Consider the following 11,305-nt stretch of genomic DNA (forward strand, 5'->3'; position numbering starts at 1 on the left):
CATCGCTGGCAAGCCAGCTCCCACAAGGATTGAATGGAGTCAGATGGAGATTGGTCGGCTTGCAGGCCGCCATCGCGAGCAGGCTCGCTCCTACAGTTGGATTGGGTGTGTTCAGTTGGAGATTGGTCGCTGGCAGGCCGCCATCGCTGGCAAGCCAGCTCCCACAAGGATTGAATGGAGTCAGATGGAGATTGGTCGGCTTGCAGGCCGCCATCGCGAGCAGGCTCGCTCCTACAGGTGGATTGGGTGCGTTCAGTTGGAGATTGGTCGCTCGCAAGCCGCCATCGCTGGCAAGCCAGCTCCCACAAAATCAAGATCAAAAGATCGCAGCCTGCGGCAGCTCCTACAGGGAAGACAAGTATAACCCGCATGCGGCGCATGCCGCCCCACTCCAGGATGAGCGCAAGCTCGGCTGTCGCTCTTGATCTTGATCTTGATCCGAGGGCGACGTCGGCAGGCTGAGTGGAGGGATTGATCCGGGGGTGGGAGCGCAGCGACCGTTTGGCGCAGCCAAACACAGCGAGAGGAGGTGCAGCGAAGCAAACCGTAGGCGCTGCCCCCGGATCAATCCCGCAGCGAAGGGACCCCGAGCCCCAGCGAGCGGGCCGAACGCAGGAGCAAGCGTTTTTTTGCTTACTTTTTTTAGGCGTTTGTAAAAAAAGTGAGTCGCCGTAAGGGCGAAACCGTAATCAGCCACACCCGCAGAAACGGATATACACCCCGGCGAAACTGACAGCGCTGACAGCTAGCCGTCACCCTACTGACCTGCAGACAGGTTTATAAAGACTACAACCCTGCCCAAACTCCGCCCGGCGCCCACCCCGCATGCGAATCCAAAAAAACAATGCCCTGCTCGCCATCCTATTGATCGTCCTCGCAGGCGCAGGTCTGTGGCACGCCCTGAAACCCGCCCAAACCAAAATGGCAACCCCGACCGCCATCCCGGTTCGCGTCGTCACGGTCAGCGAAAAAGACGTCCCCCGCTACACCAGCGGCATCGGCTCGGTGCTCTCCTTGCACAGCGTCGTGGTGCGCCCACAAGTCGACGGCATCCTCACCAAAATCCTCGTCAAGGAGGGCCAACTGGTGAAGGCCGGCGACCTGCTCGCGACCATCGACGACCGCTCGATCCGCGCCAGCCTCGACCAGGCGCGCGCACAACTGGGCGAAAGCCAGGCACAACTGCAAGTCGCCCTGGTCAACCTCCAGCGCTACAAACTGCTCAGCGTCGACGACGGCGTCTCCAAGCAGACCTACGACCAGCAACAGGCGCTGGTCAACCAACTCAAAGCCACCGCTCAAGGCAACCAGGCCTCGATTGACGCCGCACAGGTACAACTTTCCTACACGCAGATCCGCTCCCCGGTCACCGGCCGCGTCGGTATTCGTACAGTCGACGAAGGCAACTTCCTGCGCATGACCGACACCGCAGGCCTGTTCACCGTGACCCAGATCGACCCGATCGCCGTCGAGTTCTCGCTGCCGCAGCAAATGCTGCCGACCCTGCAGGGCCTGATCAACGATCCGCAGCACGCCCAGGTCAAGGCCTACATCGGCGCCGACACCGACGGCGAAACCGGCAACCTGCTCGGCGAAGGCCACCTGACCCTGATCGACAACCAGATCAACGCCAACACCGGCACCATCCGCGCCAAGGCCGAATTCGACAATGCCAGCCAGAAACTCTGGCCCGGCCTGCTGGTGACGGTAAAAATTCAGACAGCGCTGGATAAAGATGCGCTGGTGGTACCGCCCACCGTCGTACAACGCGGCCTCGATCAACACTTCGTCTATCGGGTCAACGGCGACAAGGTCGAAGCCGTGCAAGTGCAGATGGTGTATCAGGGCAGCGGCCAGGACATCATCAAAGGCGTGAAGGCCGGCGATCAGTTGGTCAGTGACGGCCAGTCGCGGCTCAAACCCGGCTCGACCGTGCAGGTCATGAGCGAACCGCCGCAAGTGGTGCAAGCGGAGCCGAAACCATGAAGGAGCACAAAGGCGTCTCCACATGGTGCATCGATCACCCGGTTGCGACGATTCTGCTGACCATCGCTTTGGTACTGGTCGGCGTAATTGCCTTCCCGCGCCTGCCAATTGCCCCACTGCCGGAAGCGGAATTTCCGACGATTCAGGTCTCGGCGCAACTGCCCGGTGCCAGCCCCGACACCATGGCTTCGTCCGTGGCGACGCCGCTGGAGGTGCAATTCAGCGCCATCCCCGGCATGACCCAGATGACCTCCAGCAGTGCGCTCGGCTCCAGCCTGCTGACCCTGCAATTCACCCTCGACAAGAGCATCGACACCGCCGCCCAGGAAGTCCAGGCGGCGATCAACACCGCCGCCGGCAAGCTGCCTAAGGACATGCCGACCCTGCCGACCTGGAAGAAGGTCAACCCGGCCGACAGCCCGGTGCTGATCCTCAGCGTCAGCTCGACGCAAATGCCCGGCACTGAACTCAGCGACCTGGTGGAAACCCTGCTGTCGCGTCAGATCAGTCAGATCGACGGTGTAGGCCAGATCAACATCACCGGTCAGCAACGTCCGGCCATCCGTGTGCAAGCCTCGGCGGACAAACTGGCGGCCATCGGCCTGACCCTGGCCGACATTCGTCTGGCGATCCAGCAGACCAGCCTCAACCTCGCCAAAGGTGCTTTGTACGGCGAATCGAGCATTTCCACACTGTCGACCAACGACCAGTTGTTCCACCCCGAGGACTACAGCCAGCTGATCGTTTCCTACAAGGACGGCGCCCCGGTTCACCTGCGCGATGTCGCCAAAGTCGTCAACGGTTCGGAAGATGCCTACGTGCAGGCTTGGGCCGGTGATCAACCCGGGGTGAACCTGGTGATTTCGCGCCAGCCCGGCGCGAACATCGTCGAAACCGTCGACCGCATTCAAGCCGCCCTGCCCGGCCTCGAGGCGATGCTGCCGGCCTCGGTGCAGGTGAAAACCCTGATCGACCGCACGCAGACCATCCGCGCCTCGCTGCATGAAGTCGAGATCACCCTGCTGATCGCGATTCTGCTTGTGGTAGCGGTGATGGCGCTGTTCCTGCGGCAGTTGTCGGCGACCATGATCGTCTCGGCGGTACTCGGTGTATCGCTGACCGCCAGTTTCGCCCTGATGTACCTGCTGGGGTTCAGCCTGAACAACCTGACGCTGGTGGCGATTGTCGTTGCAGTCGGGTTTGTCGTGGACGACGCGATTGTGGTGGTGGAGAACATCCACCGGCATCTGGAGGCCGGCGACAGCATGCGCGAAGCGGCGGTCAAAGGTGCCGGCGAGATCGGCTTCACCGTGGTCTCGATCAGTTTTTCGCTGGTGGCGGCGTTCATTCCGCTGCTGTTCATGGGCGGGGTGGTCGGGCGGCTGTTCAAGGAGTTCGCCCTGACCGCGACCTCGACCATTTTGATTTCGGTGGTGGTGTCGTTGACGCTCGCGCCTACGCTGGCAGCGCTGTTCATGCGCAAACCGGTGCACCACGCCCACGACAAACCGGGCTTCAGCGAACGCTTGCTGGCCTGGTACGAAAAAGGTCTGCGCCGCGCCCTCGCCCACCAGAAACTGATGATCGGCGTGTTCGGCCTGTCGCTGGCGATGGCGATTGCCGGTTACATCTTTATCCCCAAAGGTTTTTTCCCGGTACAGGACACCGGTTTTGTCCTCGGCACCACCGAAGCCGCGGCGGATATTTCCTACGGCGACATGGTGAAAAAACACCTGGCGATGGCCGAAATCGTCGCCGCCGACCCGGCCGTGCAGGCGTTCTCGCACTCGGTGGGGGTGTCCGGCAGTAACCAAACCATCGCCAACGGCCGCTTCTGGATCGCCTTGAAAAAACGCGGTGACCGTGATGTGTCGGCCAGCCAGTTCATCGACCGGATTCGTCCGCAATTGATGAAAGTCCCAGGCATCGTCCTGTACTTGCGCGCCGGTCAGGACATCAACTTGAGCTCCGGGCCGAGCCGTGCGCAGTACCAATACGTGCTCAAGAGCAACGACGGCGCGACCCTCGCCACCTGGACCCAGCGTCTGACCGAAAAACTGCGCAGCAACCCGGCCTTTCGCGACATTTCCAACGACCTGCAACTGGGCGGCAGCATTACCCACATCAGCATCGACCGCAGTGCCGCCGCGCGTTTCGGCCTGACTGCGAGTGACGTGGACGAGGCGCTGTACGACGCCTTCGGGCAGCGTCAGATCAACGAGTTCCAGACCCAGGTCAATCAGTACAACGTGATTCTCGAGCTGGACACCAAACAGCGCGGCAAGGCTGAAAGCCTCAACTATTTCTATCTGCGCTCGCCGCTGAGTGGCGAGATGGTGCCACTGTCGGCGCTGGCCAAATTCGATGCGCCGACCATCGGCCCGCTGTCGATTGCCCATGACGGCATGTTCCCCGCCGCCAACCTGTCGTTCAACCTCGCGCCCGGCGTGGCGTTGGGCGACGCGGTGATCCTGCTCAATCAGGCCAAGGCCGAGATCGGCATGCCCACCGCCATCAGCGGCAATTTCCAGGGCGCCGCGCAGGCGTTCCAGAGTTCGCTGGCCAGCCAGCCGTGGCTGATTCTCGCGGCGCTGGTGGCGGTGTACATCATTCTCGGCGTGCTTTATGAGAGTTTCGTGCATCCGCTGACGATCATCTCGACCCTGCCGGCGGCCGGTCTCGGCGCGGTGATCATGCTGTGGATCTGCGGTCAGGATTTTTCGATCATGGCGTTGATCGGGCTGGTGTTGCTGATCGGTATCGTCAAGAAGAACGGCATCCTGATGATCGACTTTGCGCTGGAAGCTCAGCGTCATCGCGGACTGGCGCCGCAGGATGCGATTTTCGAAGCGTGCCTGACGCGGTTCCGGCCGATCATCATGACCACCCTCGCCGCGCTGCTCGGCGCGCTGCCGCTGATGCTCGGTTACGGCACCGGCGCGGAACTGCGCCAGCCGCTGGGGATCGCGGTGGTGGGCGGCTTGCTGGTCAGCCAGATGCTGACGCTGTTTACCACGCCGGTCATATACTTGTGGCTTGAGCGGCTGTTCCACAGGCCCAAACCAATGCCCACGACGGCACTGGCGACTACAGACTGAGGCAGGGTCATGCGCGTTCTGATTATCGAAGACGAGGAAAAAACCGCGGACTATCTGCACCGCGGTCTGACGGAACAGGGTTACACCGTGGATCTGGCCCGCGACGGCGTCGAGGGCCTGCATCTGGCGCTGGAAAGCGACTACGCGGTGATCGTCCTCGACGTCATGCTGCCGGGCCTTGACGGCTTTGGCGTGCTGCGCGCCTTACGTGCGCGCAAGCAGACCCCGGTGATCATGCTCACCGCCCGCGAGCGCGTCGAAGACCGGATCAAGGGCCTGCGTGACGGCGCCGACGATTACCTCGGCAAACCGTTTTCCTTTTTGGAACTGGTGGCGCGCCTGCAAGCGCTGACCCGGCGCAGCGGTGGCCATGAACCGGTGCAAGTGAGCATCGCCGACCTGTGGATCGACCTGATCAGCCGCAAGGCCACCCGCGCCGGCACGCGGCTGGATCTGACTGCGAAAGAGTTCTCGCTGCTCAGCGTGCTGGCGCGCCGGCAAGGTGAAATCCTCTCGAAAACCGCGATTGCCGAGATGGTCTGGGACATCAATTTCGACAGCGACGCCAACGTCGTCGAAGTCGCGATCAAACGCCTGCGGGCCAAGCTCGACGGGCCGTTCGACGAGAAACTGCTGCACACCATACGTGGCATGGGTTATGTGCTGGAGAGCCGCGGTGTCCAGTAATTCCATCGCCCTGCGCCTGAGCGGGATGTTTACGCTGGTGGCGCTGCTGGTGTTTCTGTTGATCGGCGGCGCGCTGTATCAGCAGGTCGACAAGGGCCTGGGCCTGCTGCCGGAAGCCGAGCTGGATGCGCGTTACAGCGTGCTTGAATCGGCGCTCAATCGTTATGGCACGCCCGAGCATTGGGTGAAGATCAACGCCAAGCTCAAGCTGCTCGGCGAGGAAGACAAGCGCATCCGTTTCTGGGTGGTCAGCGGCGATCCCGGATACGAGTACGGCGAGCCGGATGCGCGGATCCGCGCCTTCGCCCAAGGTCCGACGGGCATGCATGACCTGCAGTTACCCGACCATCCCTATCCGCTGAAAGTGCTGCTGACCGAACTGCCGGCGAAGGACCAGCGCCCGCCGCTGCGGTTCATGATCGGCATCGACACCGAGACCTTTCACGAAACCCAGCACAACCTGCTGATCGCTCTGATCGGCCTGGCAATCATCGGTGTGCTGATGGCTTCGGCGCTGGGTTACTGGGTGGCGCGAATCGGCCTCAAGCCACTGATCAAACTGTCTCATGAAGCGCAGCGCCTGGCGCCACCACTGCGTGCCGGGCGCTTGCGCCTGTCACCGTTGCCGCCGGAGCTGGAGCAGTTTGTCGACTCGTTCAACTCAACCCTGGAACGGGTCGAACAAGCCTATTCGCGGCTGGAATCGTTCAACGCCGACGTCGCCCACGAACTGCGCTCGCCATTGACCAATCTGATCGGCCAGACCCAGGTCGCACTGACGCGCGGGCGCTCCGCCGAGCATTATTTCGAAGTGCTGCAATCCAATCTGGAAGAGCTGGAACGCCTGCGTTCGATCATCAACGACATGTTGTTTCTGGCCAGCGCCGACCAGGGCAGCAAGGCGACCAAACTGAGCGAAACTTCGCTGGCGGATGAGGTCGCGACGACCCTTGAGTACCTGGACTTCATCCTCGAAGACGCGCAAGTGCAGGTCCACGTGAGTGGCGATGCGCAGGTGCGAATCGAGATCGCACATCTACGCCGGGCGTTGATCAATCTGCTGAGCAACGCCGTGCAGCATACCGAGCCGGGCCAGGTGATCGAGGTGCGGATCGAGGTCGAGGAACATCAGGTCAGCATCGGCGTGGCCAACCCGGGATCGCCGATTGCCAGCGAGCACTTGCCGCGGTTGTTCGAGCGCTTCTACCGGGTCGATGCCTCGCGCAGCAACAGCGGCAACAACCACGGGCTGGGGCTGGCGATCGTCAAGGCGATTGCGCTGATGCATGGTGGGGATGTGTTTGTGCGCAGTGATCGCGGGATGAATACGTTCGGGATTCATCTGCCGGTCTGAAGCAGATCAAAAGATCGCAGCCTGCGGCAGCTCCTACAGGTGTTCACTTTTCCCCTGTAGGAGCTGCCGAAGGCTGCGATCTTTGCCTTTGCTGTAACAGTCATTTATGAAAATCATGCTGTTTCCCTACGCCCGGCAACCTTATCTTTGCCCGCACCAAACAGCACTTGCCAAGCAAGAAGGTTTTCAAGATGTCCAACAGTATGGGTATTGCCAGCGCTTTCGTTTTGTCCTCATTGATCCTGTCGCCAGTGGCGATGGCTGAAGAATCGCAGGCGTTCGTCGCGCAGAATGCCGCTCGCGCTCACGCCTTCGAGCAGTCTCAGGCAGAAGTGATGGCCAAGTCGCAGGACACCTCGCAAGCCCCTCAGGCCGCTACTTCCCAGGCTCAAGCGGCCGAGAAAGACAGCTGAGTCGCGCACCGCGAAAAATTTCCCTCGACGCGGTTGTTTGGCTCTTCCCGTTCAACCGTCGTCCTTCCAGGCCGCTGCCTTTCAGCGGCCTTTTTTCGTTGTGGTCTGAAAGCCGTTTGGTTCGTCTGTAAAAAACAAGAAACATCCCGCACCTCAAGACATTGAAGTGTCAGTTGACCCAAGGAGCTCCATCGCAAGTGCGTTACCCAGTCAGTTTCACCCCGCTGTTCATTGCAATTGCCGCAACGATTGCCCCCGCCGCCCATGCCGACGAAGCCGCCAAGGAAGGTTTCGTCGAAGGCTCGAGCCTTAACCTCAACGCTCGCAACTACTACATGAATCGCAACCGTCTGCAGCAGACGGACGACAACATCGAGTGGGGTCAGGGCTTCCTCGGGATCTTCCAGTCGGGTTACACCGAAGGCACGGTCGGCTTCGGCATCGACGCCCACGCCATGCTCGGGCTGAAGCTCGACGGCGGTGGCGGCACCGATGGCTCGAGCATCCTGCCGATCAGCGATGGCAACGGCAAAGCGCCGGGCTCGTTCTCGACCGCGGGCGGCACGCTGAAAATGCGCGCGTTCGATACCGAGCTGAAGGCCGGTGACCTGTTCCTCACCAACCCGGTGATTGCCGGCGGTGAATCGCGCATGCTGCCGCAGACCTTCCGTGGCGTCAGTCTGACCAACCACAGCTTCGACGGCTGGATGTTCGAAGGTGGCCAGGCCAGTTTCACCAAACCGTACAACCAGAGCGGTCGCCAGCGCATCGGCACGTCCTACGGCAAACTCGCCGAGGGTGACGAAAGCCAGCACCTGAACTGGGCCGGCGTGTCCTGGAGCGGCGTCGAAGGCCTGACCAGCAATCTGTACGCCGCCGAGCTGAAGGACATCTGGAACCAGTACTACTACGACCTGGATTACACCTGGCAGTTGAACGATCTGGTCAGCCTCAACCCGGGCCTGCACTTCTATCACACGCAGGACACCGGCGACGCGCTGCTGGGCAACATCGACAACAACACCTACAGCCTGCATTTCACCGTCGGCATCGGCAGCCACAGCGTCACGGCTGCGTACCAGCGGGTGAACGGCAACACGCCGTTCGACTACATCAGCCAGGGCGACAGCGTTTACCTCGACAACTCCCAGCAGTACTCGGACTTCAACGGCCCGAACGAGCGTTCGTGGAAGCTCAAGTACGCCTACGACTTCGCCGGGCTGGGGATGCCGGGGCTGACTTCGGCGGTGTCCTACTCCCGTGGCACTGTGGACCTGACCAAGGTCGATCCGGACAGCAAAGGCTATGCTTCGTGGTACAGCGCTGACGGTCGCAACGCCAAGCACTGGGAACGCGACCTCGATCTGAAATACGTGGTGCAGAGCGGTCAGGCGAAAGATCTCGCGGTACGCCTGCAATGGGCGACCAACCGAGGTGGCAACGGTTACGGCGCGATTGATACCGACACGGATGAATACCGTGTGATTGTCGACTACCCGATCAACGTCTTCTAAGATCAGCATCAAATCAGCTGCGATCTGATACAAATTTTGATTGAAATGGTTTTTGTGGCGAGGGGATTTATCCCCGATGGGCTGCGCAGCAGACCCTTTTTTGGGGCAGCTTCGCAGCCCATCGGGGATAAATCCCCTCGCCACAGTAGATCTGTTTTAGTGTTATCCCCCGCAGTGTTTGTGCAACTACGCTTATAAGATCCCCCAACTGATAACCCCATCATGATCGCGAGCCGTACCCCACCTCTGGCGGGCAAGACCGGACGCCCCGAATTGCTGCTGATCTGCGGCAGTTCGCTGACCGTGATCGCGATTCTGTGCATTGTCACGTTTCTGCTGATCCGTGAGCACGCCAACGCTCAGGAAGCGGCTACCCGCAGTGCCACCACCATCGCCCAGCTGATCGACGCCGATGTCCTGCGCACGGTCGAGCTGTACGACCTGACCCTGCAAGGCCTGATCGCCGCCGCCCAGCGCGATGACTTGCGCGACGTCACCCCGCAGATCCGCCATCTGGCCCTGTTCGACCGCTCGACCACCGCGCGCTTCAAGGGCGACATCCTGCTGCTCGACAAGCACGGCGACGTGGTTGCCGACTCATCGCGGGTCGAACCCAAACCGGGCAACTTCGCCGACCGCGATTACTTCCTCGCCCATGCCTTCAACCGTGACATGGGCATGTTCATCAGCCGCCCGTTCAAGACCCGCTGCGATTGCGACGAAGCCAATCAATGGCGCATCAGCTTCAGTCGGCGGATCTCCTCGGACACCGGAGAATTCGCCGGGGTGGCTGTGGCGTCGATGAAACTCGACTACTTCGATCAGTTGTTCAACAGCCTCGATATCGGCAAGGGCAGCACGCTCAACATCATCAACAGCGACGGCGTGCTGCTGGCGCAGAAGCCTTATTTGCAAAGCGACTCCATCGGCAAGAGCTTCGGCAACCGGCCCAACGTGGTGCGGATTCTTGGCGACAAGGATGGCAGTGGCAGTTTCACCAGCACCTCGAGCATGGACCATCAGCAACGGCTCTATACCTATTCGCGAGTCGGCAATCTGCCGTTGACGGTGATGGTCGCGCTCTCCAGCGAGGAAGTGTTCGGCACCTGGCGGCGCACCGCGCTGTTGATCAGCGGTGCCACTGGTGTGCTGTGCGCCGGCCTGCTGTGGCTGACCTGGCTGCTGGCCCGCGAGTTGCGCTTGCGCCAGCGCGCCGAACGCGAACTGGCGCAACTGGCCGCCACCGATGCGCTGACCGGTGTGGCCAACCGGCGGATGCTCGATCAGGCGCTGCGCCACGAATGGTTCCGCGCTCAGCGCTCGGGCCAGCCGTTGTCGGTGATGATGATCGACGCCGACCACTTCAAGGCCTTCAACGATCGTCATGGGCATCAGGCCGGTGATCAGGCGCTGCGCGAGCTGGCCAGGGTGATCACCGCGAACGTCCGACGACCGGGTGATCTGGTCGCCCGCTATGGTGGAGAAGAGTTCTCGGTGATCCTCGCCGAAACCGACAGCAGCGGCGCACGACAGATTGCCGAACATATCCGCCAGGCGGTCGAACAGATGCCGAGGGTCGAGGGCGCGGACGTGGCGATGACCGTCAGTATCGGCATCAGCACCTGGACGGCGGCAGTCGAGATGTCGCTGGAGCAACTGCTGTTTGCGGCGGACAAGGCGTTGTATCAGGCCAAGGAGAGCGGCCGTAATCGCGTCGTCAGTTCGTAAGATCAAAAGATCGCAGCCTTCGGCAGCTCCTACGTTTGGCATACCTTTCCCTGTAGGAACTGCCGAAGGCTGTGATCTTTTGCTTTTAACAAGGGCATAAAAAAAGGCCATCCGAGGATGGCCTTCAAAAAACTAGAGAGGTTTTTTACTTACACCGCCGCAACCGGGCGCATGTAAGAGATCGGTGCAGTGCTGGCGTCTTCGAACGTCACGACTTCCCACGCATCTGTCTGCTCAATCAACTTGCGCAGCAGCTGGTTGTTCAGTGCATGACCGGACTTGAAGCCTTTGAACTCACCAATCAGGCTGTTACCCAGCAGGTACAGGTCGCCAATCGCATCGAGGATCTTGTGCTTCACGAATTCGTCTTCATAGCGAAGGCCGTCTTCGTTCAGTACACCATCGGAATCCACCACGATCGCGTTTTCAACGCTGCCGCCGAGTGCGAGGTTGTGCTTGCGCAGGTACTCGATGTCACTCATGAAACCGAAAGTACGGGCGCGACTGACTTCTTTTACGAACGAA

The 11,305-nt window shown here is 61.0% G+C and carries 9 protein-coding genes; 7 read left to right on the top strand and 2 right to left on the bottom strand.

Translation table 11 applies throughout. The annotated features are described in order from the left end of the window. Nucleotides 1–277: hypothetical protein (locus tag ACIOUG_RS23825; RefSeq protein ID WP_401069114.1), on the bottom strand; the 277-nt coding region annotated here is incomplete at its 3' end. Between the two features lie 548 nt (nucleotides 278–825). On the opposite strand from ACIOUG_RS23825, the gene ACIOUG_RS23830 reads away from it, so the two are divergent. The 7 genes from ACIOUG_RS23830 (at nucleotide 826) to ACIOUG_RS23860 (ending at nucleotide 10,780) form a co-directional block, all read left to right on the top strand. Then, nucleotides 826–1,986 carry an efflux RND transporter periplasmic adaptor subunit gene (locus ACIOUG_RS23830; RefSeq protein ID WP_401069117.1) on the top strand — a complete coding sequence of 387 codons (1,161 nt, stop codon included), beginning with the start codon at nucleotides 826–828 and terminating at the stop codon, nucleotides 1,984–1,986. After that, nucleotides 1,983–5,084 (top strand): multidrug efflux RND transporter permease subunit, encoded by a 3,102-nt coding sequence (locus ACIOUG_RS23835; RefSeq protein ID WP_401069120.1) that lies wholly within the window; start codon nucleotides 1,983–1,985, stop codon nucleotides 5,082–5,084. Before ACIOUG_RS23830 ends, ACIOUG_RS23835 begins: the two co-directional genes overlap by 4 nt. Before the next feature lie 9 nt (nucleotides 5,085–5,093). Beyond that, entirely contained in the window at nucleotides 5,094–5,771 is a 678-nt protein-coding gene (locus tag ACIOUG_RS23840; protein WP_007916978.1) for a heavy metal response regulator transcription factor, read from the top strand. Next, nucleotides 5,761–7,125, top strand: a complete 1,365-nt coding sequence (locus ACIOUG_RS23845; RefSeq protein ID WP_401069123.1) for a heavy metal sensor histidine kinase — start codon at nucleotides 5,761–5,763, stop codon at nucleotides 7,123–7,125. The genes ACIOUG_RS23840 and ACIOUG_RS23845 overlap by 11 nt, the downstream gene beginning before the upstream one ends. A 191-nt stretch (nucleotides 7,126–7,316) precedes the next feature. Next, nucleotides 7,317–7,538, top strand: a complete 222-nt coding sequence (locus tag ACIOUG_RS23850) for a hypothetical protein (protein ID WP_401069125.1) — start codon at nucleotides 7,317–7,319, stop codon at nucleotides 7,536–7,538. Between the two features lie 197 nt (nucleotides 7,539–7,735). Then, nucleotides 7,736–9,052, top strand: coding sequence for an OprD family porin (locus ACIOUG_RS23855; protein ID WP_401069128.1), 1,317 nt, complete (start codon nucleotides 7,736–7,738; stop codon nucleotides 9,050–9,052). A gap of 222 nt (nucleotides 9,053–9,274) precedes the next feature. Beyond that, entirely contained in the window at nucleotides 9,275–10,780 is a 1,506-nt protein-coding gene (locus ACIOUG_RS23860; RefSeq protein WP_401069131.1) for a sensor domain-containing diguanylate cyclase, read from the top strand. Between the two features lie 149 nt (nucleotides 10,781–10,929). Here the strand turns inward: ACIOUG_RS23860 and ACIOUG_RS23865 are convergent. After that, nucleotides 10,930–11,305: UDP-3-O-acyl-N-acetylglucosamine deacetylase (locus ACIOUG_RS23865; RefSeq protein WP_401069134.1), on the bottom strand; the 376-nt coding region annotated here is incomplete at its 5' end.

The sequence above is a fragment of the Pseudomonas sp. NPDC087803 genome, from assembly GCF_044742995.1.
GTDB lineage: Bacteria > Pseudomonadota > Gammaproteobacteria > Pseudomonadales > Pseudomonadaceae > Aquipseudomonas.